Annotated in this window: 16 protein-coding genes and 1 pseudogene; 12 read left to right on the forward strand and 5 right to left on the reverse strand. The window is 69.1% G+C overall.

What is annotated here, in order from left to right:
* The first annotated feature begins 582 nt into the window (after nt 1-582).
* The 5 genes from ACFU8Q_RS04960 to ACFU8Q_RS04980 all read left to right on the forward strand — a co-directional run bounded on the left by ACFU8Q_RS04960 (nt 583) and on the right by ACFU8Q_RS04980 (nt 5,757).
* Complete coding sequence (locus ACFU8Q_RS04960; RefSeq protein ID WP_384447849.1) at nt 583-1,752, forward strand: cupin domain-containing protein; 1,170 nt, start codon at nt 583-585, stop codon at nt 1,750-1,752.
* A complete protein-coding gene (locus ACFU8Q_RS04965) occupies nt 1,749-2,597 on the forward strand; it encodes a fumarylacetoacetate hydrolase family protein (protein ID WP_384447852.1) in 849 nt (282 codons plus the stop codon). Before ACFU8Q_RS04960 ends, ACFU8Q_RS04965 begins: the two co-directional genes overlap by 4 nt.
* Nucleotides 2,597-3,304, forward strand: coding sequence for a maleylpyruvate isomerase family mycothiol-dependent enzyme (locus ACFU8Q_RS04970; protein ID WP_384447854.1), 708 nt, complete (start codon nt 2,597-2,599; stop codon nt 3,302-3,304). The genes ACFU8Q_RS04965 and ACFU8Q_RS04970 overlap by 1 nt, the downstream gene beginning before the upstream one ends.
* A gap of 110 nt (nt 3,305-3,414) precedes the next feature.
* Nucleotides 3,415-4,764 (forward strand): FAD-dependent oxidoreductase, encoded by a 1,350-nt coding sequence (locus ACFU8Q_RS04975; RefSeq protein ID WP_384447856.1) that lies wholly within the window; start codon nt 3,415-3,417, stop codon nt 4,762-4,764.
* A gap of 384 nt (nt 4,765-5,148) precedes the next feature.
* Nucleotides 5,149-5,757 (forward strand): TetR/AcrR family transcriptional regulator, encoded by a 609-nt coding sequence (locus ACFU8Q_RS04980; RefSeq protein WP_384447859.1) that lies wholly within the window; start codon nt 5,149-5,151, stop codon nt 5,755-5,757.
* 319 nt (nt 5,758-6,076) lie between these two features.
* Here the strand turns inward: ACFU8Q_RS04980 and ACFU8Q_RS04985 are convergent, their stop codons facing one another.
* Genes ACFU8Q_RS04985 through ACFU8Q_RS05000 form a run of 4 tightly spaced genes read right to left on the reverse strand, consistent with a single transcriptional unit; the run spans nt 6,077 to nt 9,507 of the window.
* Nucleotides 6,077-7,000 carry a LysR family transcriptional regulator gene (locus ACFU8Q_RS04985; RefSeq protein ID WP_384447862.1) on the reverse strand — a complete coding sequence of 308 codons (924 nt, stop codon included), beginning with the start codon at nt 6,998-7,000 and terminating at the stop codon, nt 6,077-6,079.
* 10 nt (nt 7,001-7,010) lie between these two features.
* Nucleotides 7,011-8,153: an NAD(P)/FAD-dependent oxidoreductase gene (locus ACFU8Q_RS04990; protein WP_384447864.1), complete on the reverse strand. Its 1,143-nt coding sequence runs from the start codon at nt 8,151-8,153 to the stop codon at nt 7,011-7,013.
* Nucleotides 8,150-8,338, reverse strand: coding sequence for a ferredoxin (locus ACFU8Q_RS04995; protein ID WP_384447867.1), 189 nt, complete (start codon nt 8,336-8,338; stop codon nt 8,150-8,152). The genes ACFU8Q_RS04990 and ACFU8Q_RS04995 overlap by 4 nt, the downstream gene beginning before the upstream one ends.
* Nucleotides 8,335-9,507, reverse strand: coding sequence for a cytochrome P450 (locus tag ACFU8Q_RS05000; protein WP_384447869.1), 1,173 nt, complete (start codon nt 9,505-9,507; stop codon nt 8,335-8,337). Before ACFU8Q_RS05000 ends, ACFU8Q_RS04995 begins: the two co-directional genes overlap by 4 nt.
* A 468-nt stretch (nt 9,508-9,975) precedes the next feature.
* Here ACFU8Q_RS05000 and ACFU8Q_RS05005 point away from each other — a divergent pair, with 468 nt between their 5' ends.
* The 7 genes from ACFU8Q_RS05005 (at nt 9,976) to ACFU8Q_RS05035 (ending at nt 18,866) form a co-directional block, all read left to right on the forward strand.
* Complete coding sequence (locus ACFU8Q_RS05005) at nt 9,976-10,950, forward strand: phosphotriesterase (protein WP_384447872.1); 975 nt, start codon at nt 9,976-9,978, stop codon at nt 10,948-10,950.
* 59 nt (nt 10,951-11,009) lie between these two features.
* Nucleotides 11,010-11,954, forward strand: coding sequence for a phosphotriesterase (locus ACFU8Q_RS05010; protein WP_384447875.1), 945 nt, complete (start codon nt 11,010-11,012; stop codon nt 11,952-11,954).
* An 11-nt stretch (nt 11,955-11,965) separates the two neighbouring features.
* Nucleotides 11,966-13,090, forward strand: a complete 1,125-nt coding sequence (locus ACFU8Q_RS05015; protein WP_384447878.1) for an FAD-dependent monooxygenase — start codon at nt 11,966-11,968, stop codon at nt 13,088-13,090.
* 6 nt (nt 13,091-13,096) lie between these two features.
* Entirely contained in the window at nt 13,097-14,020 is a 924-nt protein-coding gene (locus ACFU8Q_RS05020; protein WP_384447880.1) for an alpha/beta hydrolase, read from the forward strand.
* A gap of 35 nt (nt 14,021-14,055) precedes the next feature.
* Entirely contained in the window at nt 14,056-14,997 is a 942-nt protein-coding gene (locus tag ACFU8Q_RS05025; protein WP_384447882.1) for an MBL fold metallo-hydrolase, read from the forward strand.
* Nucleotides 14,998-15,015: 18 nt separating this feature from the next.
* Nucleotides 15,016-16,800, forward strand: a complete 1,785-nt coding sequence (locus ACFU8Q_RS05030; RefSeq protein ID WP_384447885.1) for a CocE/NonD family hydrolase — start codon at nt 15,016-15,018, stop codon at nt 16,798-16,800.
* A 344-nt stretch (nt 16,801-17,144) separates the two neighbouring features.
* On the forward strand, nt 17,145-18,866 hold the full coding sequence (locus tag ACFU8Q_RS05035) for a PASTA domain-containing protein (RefSeq protein WP_384447888.1): 1,722 nt from the start codon (nt 17,145-17,147) through the stop codon (nt 18,864-18,866).
* A gap of 325 nt (nt 18,867-19,191) precedes the next feature.
* Here the strand turns inward: ACFU8Q_RS05035 and ACFU8Q_RS05040 are convergent.
* Nucleotides 19,192-19,284, reverse strand: a pseudogene (locus ACFU8Q_RS05040) (cyanate hydratase); the annotation flags it as partial.

Here is a 19,284-nt window from a genome sequence, read left to right on the forward strand (position 1 = left end):
GGCGAGCCGCTGCCGTACTCGAGGCGGTGGGGGGGAGAGCGCAGCAGGAGTCAGGCGCGGTGCCGTGGAGAATGACATCTCGCTTTACGTCACGTCAATGAAATGTTCGTCGATTAAGTGAAATTTCCTCGACGTAAGGGTCGGGCTGCCTCGGCGACACCTTTTGCGGGCGGTGGCGCGGGCAGGGCTGCTCAGTACGCCGCGGCCGGATCCGCCTCCAGCGCGCGCCGCGACGCTGAGGGCGCGATCGGCGACCGGAGACCGTGAGGTTCGGTCGTGGTGCACGCCGGGCATCGACACCGGCAGGCACGCCTGTGTCGTCCCGTCCCGGTCGCGCACCGGCACCCCCGCGGCGATGAGTCCGCGCTCGTAGCGCTCCTGGTTCACCATGGTCGCCGCCCTGATGGTGTGGCCGACGCTCGGCACGGGATAGGGCGGCGTCCTGGGCGGCTTGTCCGCAGGGCCACCTGGTGCGGCCTTCCGGCCCGGCGTCCGGTGCGCCTTCGTTCTGGCCCGGCCTCGAGCGGTTCTGCTCTCCAGAATCTGCATGTCTTGTATGTGGATCCGGCGCACGCTGAGTCCGTGACTCAGTCCTCCCTCGCTCATGACATCGCCACGGGCTCCCCCGTCCGACTGCAGGCCGTTTCCGCAGCGGGCCGGCCCGAGGTCACCCCGGCACTCGAGGAGCTGTACCGGGGCTTCGAACAGGAACTTCTCGTCCCGCTGTGGACCGAGATCGGTGACCTGATGCCGGCGCACCCACACTCGCGTGCGGTCCCGCACGTGTGGCGCTGGGAACAGCTGCGGGCGCTCGCGGCGCAGGCCGGCGAACTCGTCCCGGTCGGCCGCGGCGGTGAGCGCCGCGCCATCGCGCTGGCCAACCCCGCGCTGGCCGGCCGGCCGTTCGCCACGCCCACGCTGTGGGCAGCCATCCAGTACCTGATGCCCGGGGAGGACGCCCCGGAGCACCGCCACACCCAGCACGCGTTCCGGTTCGTCGTGGAGGGCGAGGGGGTGTGGACGGTCGTCGGCGGCGATCCGGTGGCCATGCGGCGCGGCGACTTCCTGCCGCAGGCCGGGTGGAACATGCACGCGCACCACAACGCCACCACCGAGCCGATGGCCTGGATCGACGGCCTCGACATCCCGTTCCAGTACGCCAACGAAACCCAGTTCTTCGAGTTCGGCCGGGACGAGATCAGCGATGCCGAGCGGATCACCCCGGACCGGTCACGGGCCGAGCGCCTGTGGGGACATCCCGGACTGCGCCCGGTCTCGGCCGCCGAACGAGCTCCCGGCACGCCCCTGTTGGCGTACCGCTGGGAGCACACCGGCCGCGCGCTCAGCGACCAGCTCGCCCTGGAGGCGGAGGGCTTCGCCGGCACCGTCGAGCCCGGCCACGCCGCCGTTCGGTTCACCGATCCGGCGACCGGCGCCGATGTGCTGCCCACCATCCGTGCCGAGATGCACCGCGTCGTGCGCGGTGCCGAGACCGCGCCGGTCCGCGAGACCGGCTCGTCGGTCTACCAGGTCTTCGACGGCTCCGGCACCGTCAGCGTCGGCGACAGTTCGTGGTCCGTGACGCGGGGTGATCTGTTCGTCGTGCCGTCCTGGCAGCCGCTGTCCGTGCGCTCCGAAGCCGGCACCACCGACTCCGATTCCGGCGCACTGGACCTGTTCCGCTTCAGCGACTCCCCGATCTTCGAGGCCCTCCGGCTCGACCGTACCCACGTGGAAGGAACCACCCGATGAAGCTCGCCACCCTCCGCACCGGCGGCACCACCAGGGCCGTCCGGCTCGACGGCGGCACCCTGGTCGATCTCGGCGTCCCGGATGTGGGCACCCTGCTGGGTCAGGACGACTGGGCCGAGCGCGCCGCCGCGGCCACCGCCGAGAACGCCGAGACGTACGCCCTGGACGGCGCCGAGTACGCGCCCGTGGTCCCGCAGCCCTCGAAGGTGGTCTGCGTCGGACTCAACTACCGCAACCACATCCAGGAGATGGGCCGGGACCTGCCCGAACACCCCACCCTGTTCGCGAAGTTCGCCGACGCACTGATCGGCGCCGGCGACGACATCCTCCGGCCGGACGAGACCGACCAGTTCGACTGGGAGGTCGAGCTCGCGGTGGTCGTCGGCAAACGCGTGCGCCGCGCCCGGGGCGAGGAGGCCGAGCAGGCGATCGCCGGGTTCACCGTCCTGAACGACATCACCTGCCGGGACTGGCAGTTCCGCACCCGGGAGTGGCTGCAGGGCAAGATGTGGGACTCCAGCACCCCGGTGGGCCCCTACCTGGTCACCCCCGACGAGCTGCCCGGCGGCGTACGCCCCGCTCTCGACATCCGGCTGACCGTGGACGGTGAGGTCATGCAGTCCGACTCCACGGCCGACTTGCTCTTCGACCCGGTGCACCTGGTGGAGTACGTCTCGACGATCGTGCGCCTGAACCCGGGCGACATCATCGCCACCGGCACCCCGGGCGGTGTCGGGCACGCCCGCAAGCCGGGGCGCTATCTGGTGGGGGGCGAGACGGTCGTCGCCGAGATCGACAGCATCGGCCGCCTGGAGAACCGTGTCGTCAAGGAGAAGTCCGCCTGATGTCCCGCACGTTCGAGGAGGCTCGCCGCTGGGCGCAGCTCGGCACCGCCCTGTTCGTCCAAGCCGCGGACCTCGGTGAAGCCGGGCTGGACGCGCCGAGCACGCTGCCCGGCTGGACCCGTAAGCATCTGGTCGCGCACGTCGCCGCCAACGCCGACGCCCTGGGCAATCTCGTCCACTGGGCCGCCACCGGCGAGCGCACACCGATGTACTCCTCCCCCGAGGACCGCGCCGCCGGTATCGAACGGGGCGCCGGGATGCCGGCCGCCGAACTGACCGCGTGGCTGCGCCGTTCCGCGGAGGAGCTGGCCGCGTCGACGGCCTCGCTCACTGAGGAGCAATGGCAGTCCCCGGTCGTGACGGCCCAGGGCCGCACCGTACCCGCCACCGAACTGCCCTGGATGCGCTCCCGCGAGGTGTGCGTCCACGCGATCGACCTGGGCACCGGCCTGACCTTCGCCGACCTGCCCACCGGCTTCCTCACCGCGCTCTGCGCCGACGTCGTGGGCAAGCGCGCCCAGGAGTCCGGCCCGGCGCTGCTCCTGGAGGCGACCGACACGGGCGCTTCCTGGAAGCTGCCCGGGGACGGCGAGCCGACCGTGCTCGCCGGCCCACTCCACGCGATCACGGCCTGTCTCACCGGGCGCGAGCACACCCTCACAGCTCCCGGCGGCGGGCCCGTTCCCGCCCTGGCTCGCTGGCTCTGACCACTGGGACCGCACCGGGACCGGCCGGCCGGGCTCCGTCGGCCGGACCCGGTGTCCGGGTCGGACAGGCCCTGCCACTCGACGACTCTCTGCCATTCGAGGAAAAGAAGATGAACCCTGCAACCCCTCCCACCAGCGACAAACCCGACGTGATCATCGTTGGAGGAGGCATCGGTGGCCTCAGCTCCGCGTTTGCCCTCGCGCGGCAGGGGCTGCGCGTGCGCGTCCTCGAACGGGCCCCGGAATTCGGCGAGGTCGGCGCCGGCATCCAGATCGCGCCCAACTGCACCCGCATCCTCGACGAGTACGGCCTCCTCGACGAGGCCAAGGAGCTGGGCGTACTCCCGGAGAACATGGTGATGCGCGACGCCCTCGACTCCCGGGAGCTGACCCGGCTCGACCTGCGGGACGTGGAGCGGCGCTACGGCTTCCCGTACATGGTGATCCACCGCAGCGACCTGCACGGCATCTTCCTGCGCGCCTGTCGGCGGGCCGGTGTGGAGCTGCTGACCGACCGGACGGTCATCGACTACGAGCACACCGACGGCGGCGCCCGGATCCGCCTGGAGAACGGCCGGACAGAGGAGGCGCCGGTGATCATCGCCGCCGACGGCCTGCACTCGGTGGCCCGGCGCAAACTGGTCGGTGACGACGTGGTCAGCTCCGAATACGTCGCCTACCGCGCGGCCGTCCCGATCGACGAGGTGCGCGACAACGGCATCGCGGAGAAGGACGTCACCGTGTACGTCGGCCCGCGCTGCCACTTCGTGCAGTACGCCCTGCGGGGCGGCGACATGTTCAACCAGGTCGCCGTGTTCGAGTCGCCGAAGGCGCTGGCCGGGAAGGACGACTGGGGTACGCCGGACGAACTGGACGCGGCCTTTGCGGCCACCTGCGACACCGTGCGCAAGGGCATCCCGCTGATGTGGCGGGACCGTTGGTGGCAGATGCTCGACCGGGACCCGATCGAGACGTGGGTGCACGGCCGGATCGCATTGCTCGGTGACGCCGCCCACCCGCCGTTGCAGTACATGGCGCAGGGCGCGATCATGGCGATCGAGGACGGCTGGGTCTTCGCGCAGCACGTCGCCCGCCAGTCCACCGGGGACGCCGGAACACCGGACTGGGACGCGGTACTCGCCTCCTACGAGGCGGTCCGCGTCGAGCACTGCCGCCGGGTGCAGTCCACCGCCCGTGCGTGGGGTGACCTGTGGCACCTGGACGGCGAGCAGCGGCTGCAGCGCAATGTGATCATGCGTGGGCTCGACGCACACGACTACGGCTTCACCGACTGGGTGTACGGCCCCACCGCGCTGGCCCCGGACGAGGAACCCGCGATGTTCACCCCGATCCCGCTGTCCTCGGCCCGGCTCGAGGAGATGGACACCGAGGGGGCGCTCGCACAGACGGACGTCGAGGGCGCGGACGTCACCGCGCTCGCGGAAGGCATTGCCCGGTGAGCGATGCCTTGCTACACGGCGGTGCGGAGACCGTTCGGCCGGTTCGACGGCGCGCCCGCCGGCGTCCGCCACGTACGGCATCACGGTCGCGCAGCTACGGGAACGGCTCCGACGTCGACCTGCTCCCGTGAGCCACCGACACGGAGCGACGGACGCGCGCCGACTCCGTTCGTGATTCAACTCCTTGACGGGCGCCGGCCCTCACCGGTCGTCTCCCGAACGAGGCCAGGGAGGTACCGCGACCGGACAGGTACGTGATCCGCGTCACCCAGAATCGCGTCAACGGAGACATGTCGGTTTACGGTGCGTCAGGGTTTAGGCCAATGTGTAACGTGCGAAGCCGGTATGTGCGCTCGACGTACAGGGGCGCGTTAGGATCCAGTCATGGCGAACCTTCGTGAGGCGCAGAAGCAGATGACGCGCCGTCTGCTGCTGGAGTCAGGGCTTGAGCTGTTCAAGACGAAGGGGTACGCCGCCACCACGGTCGACGACATCGCGACTGCGGTGGGCACCACGCGAGTGACCTTCTACGCATACTTCTCTTCCCGCAGCGAGCTGATGAAGGCACTCATCGACGAGCAACTCAACGAGGCGCTGCAGCGCGTCGGCTCTCCCGAGCACGGCTCCACGGCGCAGGACCTCGTCGCCACGGTCGCCGACGGGACGCCGGAGGCGATCACGGCGTGGCTTCGGCGAACCGCCGACAGCTGGCCGGCCATCCGCCCCATCATCCGGGTCGGCCGCGACGCCGCGGCGGTCGATCCAGACCTCACCGACCTGGTCGAGCGATGGATGGAGGAGGCCATCAGCGACATCGAGGAAGGACTGGCGACGGCTGGGCGCCTCGAGCCCCATCAGCGCCACTTCCGGGGCGTTCTGGCGATGGCCCAGCTCGATTTCGTCGCCCAGAACTGGGATCGTGCCGACTGGAAGCTCACGCGTGACCAGATGCTCGATGAGCTCAGCGCCAGTTGGGTACAGCTACTGACCTGACCACGCCCGCCGGACTGGACGCGCGACGCAGGGCAGGACCGCGCCGTTCAAGCGGTTCGGGAACATCGACGCGTGATCGATTCGCCTCGATTCCCGGGACACCGATGAGATCGTCCGCGCGGTCGAGCTTGTTGTTCCCGGCTTCGAAGGAGCCAGGCCATGCGCGTCGGGATCGCCGCCGTCGGCCGGATGTTCCGGGTGGCTCCACATCGCGCAGTGGTCGACCGAAGCGAAGGAAGCGACCACCCGCTCACGGTGAACCGCCGGGCCGGGGTGGGGCCGATGCCCGGCCCGGTCCGGCGCAGTGGGCGTAGTCGGCTCAGAGATGCGTTGCGACGTCGAACAGCAGCGCCCGAAGCCATTCAGTGAAGTACTGATCGGCCAGTCGGGGGTTCCAGACCATGTCGATCCCGAGCCCGGGAATCGGGAACGGGAACTCCTCGATCCGCAGGTCGGTGAGCGTCCGCATGGCGGCGGCGACCTGGTAGCGAAGGAGAGCGACGCCGCCCGCGCGTGCGACCAGGAAAGGTACCAGCAGAAAGTCGGAGATCAACTGGCCGATGCGGTAGGTGACACCCTCTTCCTCGAGCACCGAATACGGGAAGACTCGCCGATCGGTGTCGACGACGATGTGCGGCTGTGTGGTCAGGAGGTCGAGCGCGCTCGCTTCCGGTGGCGTGTCCGGTGAGGCCACCACCACGCAGCGGTCGTTGTAAAGCCGCTCGCGCGGGTACGGCGAGAAGTGCCCCTCGGAGAGCAGCACGACGTCGACGCCCTGGTCGGTGAAGGTGGCCTCCGTCGGCACCGTGATCGTACGGACACGCAACGTGGCGTGAGGGGCACGCTCGGCAATGAGCCGCGTCAGTCGAGGGCCGACGACGAACGCCGTGCTGTTCGTCATGGCGATCGTGATGACGCGCCGATCCGTGGCGGGGTCGAAGTGCGGGAAGTTCACGATCTGTGCCGTCTGTTGCAGGGCGCTGCGTAGCGGCGCGATCAGCTCCAGCGCGCGCGGGGTCAGCGTGACGCCTGCCCCTTGTCGGACGACGAGGTCGTCACCCAGTAGACGCCGCATTCTCGTGAGGGCGTGGCTCATTGCCGGCTGTGACAGACCGACTCGTTCCGCGGCCCTGGTCACCGAACGTTCCTCGAGGAGCGCGAGGAGGGGCACCAACAGGTTGAGGTTGACCGATGCCAGTCGATCCAACCCCGAACCCGTGGTGCCCTCTTCGTCGTCGCCCATGGAGCGAACCTTACGCAGCTGACCGGGTCATACGACGCAACCGGGGAATCGGGATCCGGTAGTTGAGCGCCGCGGCCACACCGGTGCCGTGATCGTGCGACCAGCGCATCAACGCCGGCCCACCACCGGGCCCTCCCTCGACGTACGTCGGTTCGCCTTCCAGCGGCAGATGGCCCACCGCCTTGAGACTCAGCCCGAACTGCTCGGTCCAGAAGTACGGCTGAAACCGGAGCGGCGGCGCATCGTCGCCGTGGACAAGGGCCCTTGCGGCGACCTTCGCCTGCTCGATCGCACTACTCCAGAAGGGGATGCGGCGCAGGCCGTACGGAGTGGGCAAGGCTGCGAGGTCTCCGACGGCCGCGACGTCGGGGCGGACGAGCCCACGCGAGTCGACCGGGACAACCCCCTTTGCCACAAGTCCCGTGTCCGCGAGCCACTTTGTGTTGGGGACGTCGCCGACGGCGGTCACGAGAATCTCAGCCTCGAGGACCGTGCCGTCGTCGAGTACGACCCGAGCGCTTCCCTCACGCCGTTCGAGCCGTGCCGACCCGGTCTCGACGATGGTGAGCCCCAGGTCCAGCGCAGCCTTGACGAAGACGCCGGCGAGGTAGGAACCGAGCTGAACGACCAGTGGCATCCCTTGGGAGACGAGGGTGACCCGGGAGCCGGCGGCCAAGCACCCCGAGGCGATCTCCATTCCGAGCGGGCCACCGCCGACCACGACGACCGATGGCCGGCCCGCCAACCGGCCTCGCAGGGACAGCGCGTCGTCGAGTCCACGCAAGGTGAGCTCCTCGGGAAGGGCGGACAATCGTCGCGCCCGGGAGCCGGTGGCAAGGACGACGCGGTCGTACGGCAGAGCCGTACCGTCGTCGAGAGTGACGAGCCGACGATCGAGATGGAGTCCGGTCGCACGTACGCCCAGAATTTCCGTCGCCCCGTGGCTGGTCGGCGGAAGCTCGTACGGCGCCATGTCATCGCCGTCGAGCAGGAGCGCCTTCGACAGGGCCGGGCGGCTGTATGCCGGGTGCGTTTCGTCGCCGACGATCGTCAGCTCGCCGTCGAAGCCGGCCTCACGGAGCGTATCGGCCGCGGTGAGCCCGGCAATCCCGTTGCCGACAACAACGACGCGGTCCATCGTGTCGCCGCTCATACGATCCTCAGCGCCGCGACCGGACACACGCGGACGGCGGCGTTCGCCAGGGCGGCGTCGGCTGCGCCGACCTGCTCGCTGTCGAGCACGAGCTCGCCTTCGTCGTCGAGGTGCATGAGCTGTGGGGCAGCCTCCTCGCACAGGCCGTGGCCCTCACAGCGGGGGCGGTCAAGAACGATCTTCATGCGGGAATCACTTCCAGGACGGGGAGCTCCTCGATGCTCCGGGTGATGTTGCTGGGAACACGGACCTCGGGTCCGACCACGAGGCGCTTCACGCGCCGGGAAAGCGCTTCGATCACAGCGTGAGCCTCCAGGCGGGCGAGTCCTTGGCCCGCGCAGCCGTGAGGGCCGTAGCCGAACGAGAGATGGTCGACCGGATTGCGTTCGACGAGGAAGGCATTCGGGTTCTCGTAGTGCCGGGGGTCGCGGTTGCCGGCGCCGAACAGGATCGCGATCTGCGCACCTGCGGGGACGAGGGCACCGTCGATGTCGACGTCCCTGGTGGCGCGTCGGCCCCAGGCGTGGACGGGAGCCCAGAAGCGAAGCACCTCATTGAATGCCGCCGGCACCAGCGACGGGTCCTTGCGGATCAGGTCGAGCTGGTCGGGGTGCGAGCCGAAGAGGGCGACGATGTTGCCGATCGCCGCCACGGTGGTGTCGACGCCGGCACCGAGGTACTGGTGGATGATGTGGCCGGCCGTGTTCGGCGGAATGGTGCCACGTGCCTCGGCGTCAAAGATGCCGCGACCCACGGACCCTTCGGTCAGATCAGTGGCCCTGACCTGGGAGCACCAGCTGTAGAGCTCGCCGGCGATCGGGAAGCTCTCGGCCGTGCGCTGGTTCATCGGACCGATGACCTGCATGGCGGCCTGGCCCCAGCGCAACATGTTGTCGCGCACGTGGCCCGTGAAGCCGATCAGGTCCGCGACGACCTCCAGCGGGAATGCTCGAGCGAGGGTGTCGATCGCCTCGAAGGTGCCCTTCTCGACGAGTTCTGCGACGAGAGCGTCCGCCTTCACCTCGATTCGCCCCTTCAGACCACGCAGCGCACGCGGTGAGAGGTTCTCGGTGAGCGTGGCGCGCAGTTGGGTGTGCGTCGGCGGATCGGACGCGAGCGAGGTACCGGTGAGCGCCTCGTTGGTCATCGGGTTGAACCCGATCGAGGTCGAGGAGAACGACTCCCAGTCCGCGAGTGCGCCACGGATGGCGTCGTACCGCGTCAGCACATGGACATCGTTCTTCCAGAGGTGGACGACGGAGCCTTGTTCCCGCAGCTCGGCGTACACGGGGTAGGGGTCGAGCACGACCTCGTCGGCGAAAAGGTCGATGTCTGAGATAGGTGGGGCGGTCATGTCCTTCAGTGAAGTGGCTGGCATCACATCCAACAAGTGAATGATTTACATGCCGCAACATGCATGACGTTCATGCTTCTCCCCCACGTCCGCCGCTTCCGCGACGGCGGACCCACCCGGGTCCGTGCGGAAGGTCCCGCGGCGACCGTCGAGGAGATGCTCCTGCCGCCCTGCCCATCACGGTCGCCGACGAGGGGGCGTCCTCGATCGGCTTCGTCGCGCCGGACTCGCGCGCGGCACGCGCGCCTGCCCGGTATCAGCCCTTCAGGTGGTGACTCGGGGCGTCGTGCGGAGACCGGCTGCCCGGCCTGATGGCAGCCGCCGAGCGACCGGCCCCGGACGCCCGCTGCACTCTTCGTGTGTTGTTTTTTCTTAGTGTTCATTTCATTGACACTGTGTAAATTGAATGGCTACGGTGACTGCAGCCACAGGGTGCAGTGCGCCCAACCCGGACATATGAGGGCAGGCATGAGCGTCAAGAGCAACACCGTGAACACCGTCCTGGGCCCGGTGCCGACCGAGGAGCTGGGCGTCGTCTCGGTCCACGAGGCACTGCTGTCGGTGGTGCCGGGCGCGGAGTACGCCTTCGACATCACCATCGACCGCGCGGAGATCTTCGAGACCCTCGCCGCGAAGCTGAAGGATTTCCGCGCCCACGGCGGCGGCACGATCGTCGACAGCACCGGCATGTTCCACGGCCGGGACGTCCGGCTGTACGAGACCCTCTCCCGCACGACCGGCGTGCACATCGTCGCCTCGACGGGTCAGGGCCCGGAGGAGCTGCTCGGCGGCTACTTCCTCACGCCGCAGACCAACCCGCCGGCGCCGTGGCCGGCCGAGAAGTTCGCCGACCTCTTCACCAAGGAGGTCGCCGAGGGCATGGTGGTCCCCCGCGTGGAGCGACGCGGCGCCGCCGGCCTGGTGGCCACCGTCGCGACCCCCGAGGGCATGACCGCGACCGACGAGAGCTTGTTCCGCGGTGCGGCCCGAACCGCCCTGGGTACCGGCGTCGCGGTCTCCATCCGCTACGGGAGCGACGCCGTCCACGACCTCGATGTCGTCCTGGACGAGAAGCTGTCGGCCGACCGCGTCGTCGTCGGCGGACTCGACCGCAAGGACGCCGTCGCCACCGGCGCGCCCCTGGAGATCGCCCGCCGCGGCGCCTACGTCGCACTCGACCACGTCGGCGTGGAGGACGAGACCCACCTCACCGACGCCGAGCGCGCCGCCCTGGTCGCCGACCTCGTGCAGGCCGGCTTCGGCAACCGGATCCTGCTCTCGAGCAACGCGACCGGGGTGGCGAAGGGCCACCCCGGCAACGACGTGCCGTACAGCTACGTCCTGACCACTTTCGTCCCGCTCCTGAAGGCACAGGGTCTCAGTGACGAGGACACGCAGCGGATTCTCGTGGAGAACCCGCGCGACCTGCTGTCGGTGCGCTGAACGCGTCGGCGCGAACGACCATCAAGTCTCTTTCTTCAAAGGTGAGTGTTGTGTCGAGAGTGAACACTGTCCTGGGGCCGATCCCGGCCGAGGAGCTGGGTCTCGTGGCCATCCACGAGCACATCGGCTACGGCATGCCCGGCTCCGAGCTGGACACGAAGTGGTGGAAGGCCCCCGAGCAGCGGTACGAGGAGACCGTCCCGAAGCTGCGCACGTTCCACGAGTACGGCGGCGGAACCTTCGTCGACGCGACCGGGATCTGCAACGGCCGTGACGTCGACTACTACAGGTCGCTGTCCGCGAAGACCGGCGTCCACATCGTCGCCTGCACCGGTTTCGTCGGCGGCGACACCGCCCTGCCGCACTTCGCCCGGGCCGAGGTGGACTACCTGACCCAGCAGTTCGTCCACGAGATCACCGTCGGCATCGGCGACACCGGCAGCCTCGCCGGTGTCATCAAGGTCGGAGTGAGCCGCGGCGGCCGGATGACGGACCTGGACAAGCGCATCTACCGCGCCGCGGCCCGCGCCTCGCTCACCACGGGCGTGCCGATCCTGACCCACCTCGCGATCGACGCCGAGAACGCGATCGCGATCTTCGGCGAAGAGTGCCTTCCCCTGGACCGCGTCCTGTTCGGGCACGTCGACGATGGTGTGAACGCCGACAAGACGCGCGATGTCTGGATCGCGGAGCAGGGCGGTCGCATCGGCTTCGACACCTTCGGTTACGAGACGGAGCTACCGGACCCGCCGTTCTGGGCCCGCCCCCGCAAGGAGCGGCTGGACCACTTCCTCCGGTTCATCGGCGAAGGCCGACTGACGCGGGTCCTCGCCTCCGCCGACGCCAACTGCAGCCCGCTGGGCTGGCCGGGCGTGAAGGGCCACACCGTCAACTACATCTTCGAGGACCTCATCCCGGACCTCCGCGCTGCCGGTCTCGACGAGGCCGCGATCAAGACGATCTTCGTCGACAACCCAGCCGACTTCCTGACCATCCAGAAGTAGAGAGAACCACCATGCAGCTCTCAGACCTGAAGAACCTGAAGATCGCCATCGTCGGAGCGGGGTACGGTGGCGCGGCGGCGGCCAAAGCCCTGAGCCTGCTCGGAGCCGACGTCAATGTCTACGAGCAGGCGAACCGGATCCGGGAGGTCGGCGCCGGCATCGGACTGCGTCCTTCCACCATGAACCGGTTCCGTCAGTGGGGGATCTTCGACGCGATCGCGAAAGTGAGCTCGCCGAGCGACCGTTTCGAGATCCTCACGGCCACCGGTGACCCGATGATGGAGGAGGCGTGGCCGGGGATCCACGACTTCGCCGAGGAGACCAAGACCCACCTGATCCACCGCGGGGACTTCATCGAGGCCCTTCTGGGCGTGCTCCCCGAGGGCATGGTGCACCTCGGTCACAAGCTGGAGACCATCCAGGCCAACGGCGACGGCTCCGTCCTCACCTTCGCCAACGGCAAGAGTGTCGAGGCCGACCTGGTCGTGGGTGCCGACGGCATCAAGTCGGTGGTGCGTCAGCAGTTGTTCAGCGACAAAGGCGCGGTGTTCTCGGGTGAGCACGCCTACCGCGCGGTCATCTCCGTCGACGACGCCTACGGGATGGTCGTCGACGACAACCTCCGGATGTACATCGGCAGGGGCACGAAGATCTACCTGCTGCCGCTGCGCCACCGCAACCAGGTGTCGTTCGACATCACCGCCCTGTGCCCGGACAGCACCTGGGCACCGGAGGTCACGAAGGACGACCTCCTGGCGACGGTGGAGGGCTTCGACGAGCGCCTCGTGAGCATCACGCGCGACCTCGACATGGACACCCTGAACGTCCGCGCGGTCTACGACATCGACCCGGTCGACACGTGGCACTCGGACTCCGTCGTCCTCGTGGGCGACGCGGCCCACTCGATGCTGCACCACCAGGGCCAGGGCGCGAACTCGGCCATCGAGGACGCCGGCGCTCTCGCCGACGCCCTGCAGCAGGCGGACACCCTGAAGGAGGGGCTGGCCCTGTACCAGGCCACCCGCAAGCCGGTGACCGACGAGCTGCAGCGCATCTCGCGCCAGGGATGGACCGAGGACGAGATCAATGACGTCTTCCCCGGTCAGAAGCCCGCGGCTGCCGCGACGAAGGAGTGACGCGCCATGCCCCTGCATCCTGAGATCGCCACGTTCCTCGCCGGCCTGCCGACCCCGCCCGAGGGTCCGCTCGACCCGGTCTCCATGCGCGCCGTGGACGAGGCGCACGTCGCGCCCCTCGAAGAGCGCCTGCCGCTCCACGCGGTCGACGACGTGACAGCGCAGACGGCGTCGGGCGAGGTACCGGTGCGGATCTACACGCCGGTCGAGGCCGACAGCTACGGCGTGCTGGTCTACTTCCACGGCGGCGCGTTCTTCCTCGGCAGCCTGGAGACGCACGACCACGTCGCGCGCTCGCTGGCGAAGGAGACCGGGTTCAAGGTCATATCCGTCGGCTACCGCCTGGCGCCCGAGGCCGCCTTCCCGGCCGGTCTCGACGACTGCTACGCGGTCGTGCGCTGGGCCGCCGAGGAGGGCGAGAGCCTTGCCTGGGACAGCACGACCCTCGCCATCGCCGGCGACAGCTCCGGCGGCACCTTCGTCGCCGCGGTCGCGGGCAAGGCTCACGACGACGGCTTTCACCGGATCACGCATCAGGTCCTCTACTACCCCTCGCTCGACCTGGACTTCGACGTCGACCGCTATGCCTCGCTGCGGGAGAACGCCGTGGGCCACGGCCTGGAGACGGCCGGGCTGAAGCCCTTCAACGCCTTCTACATCGACAGCGGCGCCGATCCCGCGGACCCGCTCGTCTCGCCGATCAAGCGGGCGGAGCTCACCGGGCTGCCGCCGGCCCTCATCGTCACCGCGGAGTACGACCCGCTGCGCGACGAGGGCGAGCTCTACGGCCGACGGCTGCGGGAGGCCGGTGTGGAGGCGACAGTGAGCCGGTACGAGGGGGCGGGCCATGGATTCGTCCAGCACTTCTCCTGGATCCCGGAGTACCACAGGGTCTTCGCTCAGACGCGCGACTTCCTCAGCAGGCGCTGACCCGGCCGGCCCCCTACGAGTTCAGAAAGAAGACCATGACGCACGCAGTCAACGTCCATCCCTTGGTCTCGCCGTGGGGCCGGTTCGGTCTCTACAGCTTCTTCATCGACGCACCCGAGCCGGCCATCGTCGACACCGGGATCGCCTCCTCGCCCGCCGAAGGGATGGCTCCCGCGCTGGAGGCGATCGGGCGCCGCATCGAAGACGTGCGCTGGATCCTGCTGACCCACGGTCACATCGACCACCTCGGTGGGGCGCACGCCCTGTGGGAGCTCACCGGTCGGCGCGCCCAGGTGGTGATCCACGAGGCCGACGCACCGATGCTCCGCTCGCGGCGGGCCCACGTGGCGGAGTACCTCGCGGGACGGGGCCAGTACCTGGGCGACCCCGAGGGCGAGGCGAAGGTGACGGCCTCCACGAATTCCGTCATCTCCGGCGAGATGGAGCCCTCCCTGCTCGTCAAGGGCGGCGAGACCATCTCCCTCGGCGGCGACGTCACCGTCTCGGTGCACTCGATCCCGGGCCACACGCCCGGATCGGTCGCCTACGTCATCGACGGCCAGGGTTCGGTGTTCGTCGGCGACGCCGTGCAGGTCCACGGGGCGGCCAACGGCTTCCCCGGCTACGTGGACCCGGCCGCCTACCGCACCAGCCTGGAGTACCTGCGTGACGAGATCCGTCCGCAGCACCTGTACCTAGGACACCCGTACCGCCGCGCCAACGGCACGCCGTACGGCGTCGAACTCGATGCCGCACAGGCCCAGGAGGCCATCGCCCAGAGCCTCGCCATCGAGGGCCGGGTCGGCGAGGCGGCCTGCGGCTGCCTCCAGGCCGGCCTGGAGAAGACGGATTCGCCGTACTCCCCGTTCGCCCGCGTCGCCGAGGAGATCGGCTACACCGGCGACCCCGCGCTCGAGCCGTCCCCGTTCTTCACATCCATGAACGGCTACCGCACGCAGCACAACCAGAACTCGTAGTACAGGAGCTTCGCACTCATGACTGACTTCCAGACGATCCAGGCGGGCGCGCAGACGATCGCCGTCCGCAAGGATCTCCGGGTGCCGATGCGCGACGGTGTCATGCTCGCGGCCGATACCTACAGCGGCGTCGACGACAAGCCGCGTCCGGCGCTCGTGGCGCTCAGCCCGTACGGCAAGGAGCTGCAGGTCCTCGCGCTCACCACGCCGCCGCAGCGGCGCCCCAGCCCGATGTGGGACGGCTGCATCGAGGCCGGTGACATCGCGCGTGTCGTCCAGGAGGACTACGTCCACGTCATCGGCGACCTGCGCGGCTCCGGCGCCTCCGAGGGCGAGCACATCGGCAACTACAACGCCGGTGGAGTCTCGCTCGGCCAGGACGCCTACGACTTCATCGAGTGGGTCGCGGCGCAGCCGTGGTGCGACGGCAACGTCGGCATGATCGGCATCTCCTACTTCGGCTCGATGCAGGTACTGGCGGCCGCCGAGCGGCCGCCGAGCCTCAAGGCGATCTTCGTCAGCGGCGGACACTACGACTTCTACGAGACCACCTACCACGGCGGCGTCATGTGGTTCATGCCGCGCGCCGCCCGCGAGGGCCGTGGTGGCGACTCCGGCTGGGCCTTCACCGACGGCGTCAAGTCCCGCATGCTTGAGACCTTCTCTCCCGAGGAGATCAAGGAGCGCGTCGCCAAGCGCCTGCAGGACCCGGACGTGGCCGCCTGGCCCAACCTGGTCCACGTGCTGAACTACCCGAAGAACCACGAGGCCTGGTTCGACATCGTGATGAACGAGGTCGACAGCGAGTGGTATGAGGAACGCAACCCGATCACGCTGGCGCCCGACATCGACATCCCCGTCTGGCTCCAGATCGACCAGGGCCGCGGCTGGACGATGGACGGCACCATCGAGCTCTACAACTCGCTGAAGGGCCCGAAGAAGCTCGACATCGGCCCCTACCCGCCCATGCAGTCGCGCCCCTTCATCGAGGAGCACGACAAGATGTTCCGCTGGTACGAGTACTGGCTCAAGGGCATCGAGAACGGCATCATGGACGAGCCCGCCGTCACCGTCCACGTCGAGGGCTCGCGCGAGACCGTCACCGGCACGCAGTGGCCGCCGAAGGACGTCGAGTACAAGCCGCTCTACCTGCGCCCGCGCCGCAAGCTCTCCTTCGAGCCCGAGCTCATGGGTGCCGAGTACGCGGCCCCCGACGGCTTCTACCAGGCGCCGCTGACGGTGACCGACAAGGTGGAGATCCTCGACTGGAGCACCGCCCCGTTCACCGAGCCCGCCGAGATGATCGGTCAGGGTGCGGCGCACATCTTCGCGGAGATCGACCAGCCCGACACGAACTTCATCCTGCGCATGTGGGATGAGGCCCCGAACGGTAAGCGTCAGCTCATCACGTCCGCCTACCTCAAGGCCTCGCACCGCGAGCTCGACGAGGAGCGCACCACGGAGGGCGACCCCCACCACCCGCACACCCGCGCGGTGCCGGTCGAGCCGGGGAAGATCGAGGAGTACGTGTTGCGCGTCTACCCGTTCGGGGCGACGTTCCTGCCGGGACACAAGCTGGTCGTGGAGCTCTCCAACGCCGAGCCGCTGGCCGACGAGCACAACGCCCTGCTGCCGCCGGACGCCTTCCACCTGCCGGTGGGCCGCCCCGTCACCCACAAGATCTACCGCGACGCTGCGCACCGCTCCCGACTGGTGCTGCCGTTCACGACGGTCACGGCGGCGGACGCGACACGGTCAGGCTCTGCGCGCAACCACGAAGGAGACCAGCTCAGCGGTTCCTGATGTGGCCATCACGACGCCGCTTCGCAGTCGCGGTTGCCGGCCGCTCGCTTCGTGGGCGGTACAGATCCTGGAGACCCGCCCGACGAGCGCACAGTGTGGCTCCACGCCGCACTGTGCGCGAGGAGTTCGCCCCGGGTACGGGCTGACACGCTGCTCCGGCTGTCTCCGGGACAGGGCGCGCTGCTCCGCTCCTGAAAGCACTGCGCCCAGAGACTCAGGCGGCTGAGCGACCGAAGTCCCGCGCCTGAGATGGCGATGAAGCCGTGGAATCGGAGCAGGTCACAGGCGTGCGGTGATCTCGTACCAGTGGCCGGGCCTCGAACGGCAGTCGTTAATATCCCCACATGTCCGAGACTGCCGCGCAGCGCCTCCTGCGAAACGACTCACGCACCATGCAGGTGGCGGCCCATGAGGCCATTGGGCTCCCGGCCCCTGAAGTTGAGGCTCTGCTCCGTGCTCTCGGGGCCGGGGAGTCGGTGCTGGCCCTGTACCACCAGGGGGCAGGGCATGCCGCGCTCACCGAGGAGGCCCTCATCCTCCTGGACGGGGGTGTTCCGGCGCGTATTCCGAGGCCTTTGGCGATACAGCGCCCCGCGTACGGCTCCCCGCCGCGCGTGGATGTGTCTGTGGAGGGGCGGCGAATAAGTCTGTGGGGCTCGCGGATCGACGAGTCCGGCGATTTGCTCCTGCGCAGCAGGAAACTCGTGCCCGAGACGCCGGCCAAGGACTGGCGTGTCACCGCTGCCGTCGCAGGCGAGACCATCTCCCTTTCCGGCAACTGCGAGAAGGTGCTGCTGGAAGAGCTGGAGCCGGGCGAAGTCGTCCGGGCCATCTACCACAACGGATGGGGCTACGCCGCGCTCACCCGAAGGGGCCTCATCCTTCTCAGGAATCCCCTGTCGCCCAAGGCGACCCGCGTGCCCGAGCCACTGCGGATCCTCCGCCGCAGGTACGGCGTGTTCGACTCCGTCGAGATCCTTGTCGACGGTAGGCCGCACAAGTTGCACGGCTCGAAGCTCGACCCGAAGGGAACGCTCCTCGAAACCAGGGGGGAACTCCTGCCTCCTGCATCTGCCTTGCGTCCCGGTCGCGGGACGCGGTTCTTCACCTGGGTACGCCGACATCCCGTCCTGATGTCCACAGGCGTGGCCGCAATGTTCCTCATCGGCCTGGGGTCGGATTCCAGCAGGGAGGAGGCCGTGGCGCAGGTTCGGGGGGACCGCACCCTCGTCGTTCCCGATTTCAACGGGGCTTCACTCTCCGCTGCCGCGGCGGAAGCCGACGCCCAACCGTGGCTGAGGGTGTCGGCGGCTGACGCCTCCTCCGCCTACCGGCAGGTGAAGACAACCCAGCCGGGCTGGCGGGTCTGCTTCCAGACCCCCACCCGCGACGAGACGGTTCGTCCAACCGCCAGGGCGTTGACGCTGTACGCGGTCCCGGAGCGGGAGGAGTGCCCGACGCGGTTGCTCGGCCCCCGCCGGCTCGTCATGCCGGACCTCAGCGGTCGACGGTTCGACGACGCCTCGGGTGCCCTCGGTGACCTCGGCCTTGCTCGTGCGGCGTACTTCCACGCGCACACCGGCAAGTACCTGGACGAGGAGTCGAGTGACCTGGCCGACTGGCAGGTATGCCGACAGCAGCCGGAACCCGACACCGAGGTCTCGACCTGGACGCCGGTCAAACTGTGGCTGATCGGGCCCAGCGACCCCTGCAGCGCACCCAGCCCGGAGCCGAAGCCCAAACCCGAGCCCAAGCCGAAGCCGAAGCCGAAGCCACGCCCCCAGCCCTCGTACGGCACCATTTCGGGCGGCGGCACCATAGGAGGCAGCACCGGTGGGGGCAGTACCGGTGGGAGCTCGTCCAGCAGCGGGGGCACCACCGGTGGTGGCACCACCAGCGCCGGTACTTCAGGCAGTTCGGGCGGTAGCACCGGTAGCCGGGGCGGTGCCCGGTTCGGGCAGTACTGCTCCCCCGTGGGCGCCACCACGACGACCGTCGACGGGCGGCCCGCGAAGTGCTTCATGGGCAAGGACGGCCAGGCCCGCTGGGGCTACAACTCCGGCTGACAGGGCGAACACCGGCTGGCGGAGGGGGCGCCACGAGGGAAGCGGTCTGTGACGTCCGCCGCGGTGGCGAGGCCCGGCAGGCAGCCGTCGTCGACGCGGACCAGCAGATAGCCGTGCTTGCGGAACGGCGGACGGTGAGGCTTCAGTGGCAGGGCCGCCGGCCCCGCAGGAAGCCCGCGCGGCCGCACATGTGCCCCTGCTGACCGTGCGCATGACGGCCCGCGCCTCCCGCACGGGGAGAATCGGGCCGTCATGCGCCTGTGGGCGCGGGGGTCATGCCGATCGTAGGGACGGGGCCGCCCGGGGAGAAGGATGCGCCCGACGGTCAGAAGGGCTTGGTGGGCAGGTACTTGCCGTCGAGGGTGATGACGGCGCGCTCGCCGCCCTCGGGGTCGGCGACCTTCTTGACGTCGAGCTT

This window comes from Streptomyces sp. NPDC057543, from assembly GCF_042801895.1.
Classification (GTDB): domain Bacteria; phylum Actinomycetota; class Actinomycetes; order Streptomycetales; family Streptomycetaceae; genus Streptomyces.

Bases quoted from the DNA above. Each gene is read 5' to 3' on its own strand.
- ACFU8Q_RS04965 (WP_384447852.1), top strand. From the start codon at position 1,749: ATGAAGCTCGCCACCCTCCGCACCGGCGGCACCACCAGGGCCGTCCGG.
- ACFU8Q_RS04970 (WP_384447854.1), top strand. From the start codon at position 2,597: ATGTCCCGCACGTTCGAGGAGGCTCGCCGCTGGGCGCAGCTCGGCACC.
- ACFU8Q_RS04975 (WP_384447856.1), top strand. From the start codon at position 3,415: ATGAACCCTGCAACCCCTCCCACCAGCGACAAACCCGACGTGATCATC.
- ACFU8Q_RS04980 (WP_384447859.1), top strand. From the start codon at position 5,149: ATGGCGAACCTTCGTGAGGCGCAGAAGCAGATGACGCGCCGTCTGCTG.
- ACFU8Q_RS04985 (WP_384447862.1), bottom strand. From the start codon at position 7,000: ATGGGCGACGACGAAGAGGGCACCACGGGTTCGGGGTTGGATCGACTG.
- ACFU8Q_RS04990 (WP_384447864.1), bottom strand. From the start codon at position 8,153: ATGAGCGGCGACACGATGGACCGCGTCGTTGTTGTCGGCAACGGGATT.
- ACFU8Q_RS04995 (WP_384447867.1), bottom strand. From the start codon at position 8,338: ATGAAGATCGTTCTTGACCGCCCCCGCTGTGAGGGCCACGGCCTGTGC.
- ACFU8Q_RS05000 (WP_384447869.1), bottom strand. From the start codon at position 9,507: ATGACCGCCCCACCTATCTCAGACATCGACCTTTTCGCCGACGAGGTC.
- ACFU8Q_RS05005 (WP_384447872.1), top strand. From the start codon at position 9,976: ATGAGCGTCAAGAGCAACACCGTGAACACCGTCCTGGGCCCGGTGCCG.
- ACFU8Q_RS05015 (WP_384447878.1), top strand. From the start codon at position 11,966: ATGCAGCTCTCAGACCTGAAGAACCTGAAGATCGCCATCGTCGGAGCG.
- ACFU8Q_RS05020 (WP_384447880.1), top strand. From the start codon at position 13,097: ATGCCCCTGCATCCTGAGATCGCCACGTTCCTCGCCGGCCTGCCGACC.
- ACFU8Q_RS05025 (WP_384447882.1), top strand. From the start codon at position 14,056: ATGACGCACGCAGTCAACGTCCATCCCTTGGTCTCGCCGTGGGGCCGG.
- ACFU8Q_RS05030 (WP_384447885.1), top strand. From the start codon at position 15,016: ATGACTGACTTCCAGACGATCCAGGCGGGCGCGCAGACGATCGCCGTC.
- ACFU8Q_RS05035 (WP_384447888.1), top strand. From the start codon at position 17,145: ATGTCCGAGACTGCCGCGCAGCGCCTCCTGCGAAACGACTCACGCACC.